Origin of the sequence: Microcoleus sp. AR_TQ3_B6, assembly GCF_036702785.1 — a bacterium.
Classification (GTDB): Bacteria; Cyanobacteriota; Cyanobacteriia; order Cyanobacteriales; family Microcoleaceae; genus Microcoleus.
Map to the genome: position 1 here is coordinate 1 of NZ_JAUBVJ010000167.1, position 2273 is coordinate 2273.

1 protein-coding gene is annotated in these 2273 nt (G+C 53.8%); it reads right to left on the minus strand.

All coding sequences use genetic code 11. The features are described 5' to 3' along the window. Positions 1 to 2273 (minus strand): Ig-like domain-containing protein (locus QUB56_RS35915; protein ID WP_332961134.1); only part of this gene is annotated, 2273 nt, incomplete at both ends.

The following is a 2273-nucleotide window of genomic DNA, read 5'->3' on the forward strand; positions in this document are numbered from 1 at the left end:
CCGCAAATGCTATCACTGCCGCGATCGCCCAACAGCAGATCGTTGCCAGTACCCCCCACCAGAACGTCATTGCCCTTACCGCCGCAAACCGTATCATTGCCCAAGCCGCCGCTTAAAGTATCGGCAGCATCTCCGGCGTTCAACAAGTCGTTGCCGGCACCGCCGCATAGCAAATCGCGTCCAGTCGAGTCAGGGTTAGACTGGTCAAAACTGCCTCCAAACAAGCAGTCGTTACCCTGAGTCCCAACTAGAGTGTCATTGCCTTTGTCGCCCCAAATCAAGTCATCGTCTTTGCCGCCGATGGCCACATCTGAGCCCTTACCCCCGAAAATGCGATCGTCGCCGGCATTGCCGTTGAGGTAATCATTGCCATTGCCGCCAAACAGCCTGTCTTTGTCTGCATTCGGACCAAGGGGGATATTGCTGGGCAGTCCCCCGTAAATATTGTCGTTGCCGAGGAAGCCCAGCAGAATGTCGTCGCCGTTGAAACCGTTGATAGCGTCGTTGAGATTGCTGCCCGTGAGGAAATCGCTGTCGTCAGTGCCGTTGAAAGTGCGATCGACTGAATTCGGGCCTGGAATTAAACCGATCGCGGGTAGGGTAATCTGTTGGCAAATGCAATCGCGATCGTCTGGAATCGGAGTTGGCGTCGGAGTCGGAGTTGGAGTCGGAGTCGGAGTTGGAGTCGGAGTTGGAGTCGGAGTCGGAGTTGGAGTCGGAGTCGGAGTCGGAGTCGGAGTTGGAGTCGGAGTCGGAGTTGGAGTTGCCGGGGGAGTTGCCGTGGGAGTCGGAGTCGGAGTTGGAGTTGGAGTTGCCGTGGGAGTTGGAGTCGGAGTTCCCGTGGGAGTCGGAGTCGGAGTTTCCGTGGGAGTTGGAGTCGGAGTTGGAGTCGGAGTTCCCGTGGGAGTCGGAGTCGGAGTTTCCGTGGGAGTTGGAGTCGGAGTTTCCGTCGGAGTTGGAGTCGGAGTTCCCGTGGGAGTCGGAGTCGGAGTTTCCGTCGGAGTTGGAGTCGGAGTTCCCGTGGGAGTCGGAGTCGGAGTTCCCGTCGGAGTTGGAGTCGGAGTTCCCGTCGGAGTTGGAGTCGGAGGGTTATTGACAATAATGCTTGCCGTCACCGTCGCAGAATCAGCTTTGCCGTCATTAGCTTTGTAGGTAAAAGAGTCTGTCCCTGCAAAACCAGGATTCGGAGTATAAACAAAGGAACCGTTAGCGTTGAGGCCGATCGACCCTGTAGCCGGATTTGTCACCAGAATCGCCGTCAGCGGGTCATTCTCTGGGTCTGTATCGTTGATTAAGACTCCCAAACCCGTCACGTTGAGACCCGTATTAAAAGCAGTAGTATAGCTGTCTGGATTGGCTGTAGGCGGGTTATTGTTGACGTTTACAGTGACGGTAGCGGGTGCAGAGTTAACTATCCCGTCGCTGACTGTGTAGGTAAAGGTGTCTGTTCCAGAAAAGCCTGGGTTAGGAGTATAAGTGAAAGAACCGTTTTTGTTGAGGGCGATCGAGCCTTTAGTTGGGTTTGCAGCCACCGCAGCACTTAGTGTGTCCAAGTCTGAGTCCGAGTCGTTGGCTAAAACTCCCGGCACTGTTACGCTGAGGACTTTTCCCGCGCTGATGGTGTAGGTGTCAGGTTGTGCTGTGGGCAGACTGTTAGTGACATTGATATTTGCCGAAATTGCCGGTGAAGTAGCAGCCCCATCGCTGACAGTGTAGGTGAAGCTATCGAGTCCAACAAATCCAGGATTCGGAGTATAAATAAACGAACCATCATTATTCAATCCGAGAGTGCCATTTTTGGGATTTGTGACTTTAGTTGCAGTCAATAAATCCCCCTCTAAGTCGCTATCGTTAGCTAAAACTCCTGTCGCAACTGGCACGTTGAGGGTTCGATCGTGCAGGGTTTTGTAATTGTCGCTCTTTGCCTGCGGCGGCTGATTGCCGACATTAATACCTATCTGAGCAGACGCAGACGTTAAGGTTCCGTCGCTGACGCTGTAGCTGAATACCTCGAAGCCGACAAAACCCGGATTGGGAGTATAGCTAAAGGAACCGTCTGGGTTGAAATTGACCTTGCCGTTACTGGGGGCTGATAGCAGTTTGGCACTCAAGGGGTCGCCGTCGGGGTCGAAGTCATTGGCCAGAACTCCGGGAAATTCCACATTGAGTGTCTTGTCGCCAGGAGTGTAGTAACGATCGCTATTTGCCTGCGGGTGCTGATTAGTGACATTAATATTTACCCCAGCAGACCCAGACGTGAAGGTGCCGTCGCT